Origin of the sequence: Pseudidiomarina fusca (genome assembly GCF_032227045.1) — a bacterium.
Taxonomy (GTDB): Bacteria; Pseudomonadota; Gammaproteobacteria; order Enterobacterales; family Alteromonadaceae; genus Pseudidiomarina; species Pseudidiomarina fusca.
The window spans coordinates 1-553 of record NZ_JANFPJ010000106.1 but is presented as its reverse complement, the minus strand read 5'-3'; the positions used below and the strand labels follow the sequence as shown (position 1 = coordinate 553).

1 protein-coding gene is annotated in these 553 nt (G+C 46.3%); it reads left to right on the top strand.

What is annotated here, in order from left to right; translation table 11 throughout:
- The first annotated feature begins 28 nt into the window (after positions 1-28).
- Entirely contained in the window at positions 29-478 is a 450-nt protein-coding gene (locus NOG12_RS13280; protein WP_313933519.1) for a hypothetical protein, read from the top strand.
- The last annotated feature ends 75 nt before the right edge of the window (positions 479-553 follow it).

Sequence of the window (553 nt, the reverse complement as noted above, 5' to 3'; positions counted from 1 at the left end):
GCGTTAGGGCTTTTATCGGAGATAGTCGATGGCCAATAGGTCTCCAGAACAAGATCTCATTGAACAGTTTGTTGCCCACCTTGCGCAGCATAAAGATGAGACGTTAAAAATTGCTACCGTTATTAACAGCAATTGCAAGTCTAAGAAGTTTGCTGATGTAGAGTTTAAATCATCAACAAACCTCCATTGGGTCATTGAGGCAAAGAGCGACGCTTCAAAAGACAAATACAACACGGTCCATAAAATATTTGGTGAACTGCTAAAGGAAACCGGGAGGACCAATCGCTCTGACTGTCGCCACGCTATTCTGATCCCAGAGTCTGCGGTGCAATTTTATAGTCGAGCTTTTCAGTCGATAGATCGTGAGAAATTTCTTGGGTTCGGTAGGCTAGTTCCAATCGATACAGTGTTTACGAGCAGTACGACAGGCGTGGGGCAGCTTACATGGGAATCACTCTATGATGCATACAAGCCCTAACAATCGCAGGCACGGCGACGCCTTTTCCATTGCGGCTTTGCCTCCATTCCAAAGCCGCGCATGCTGCAAGCGTTA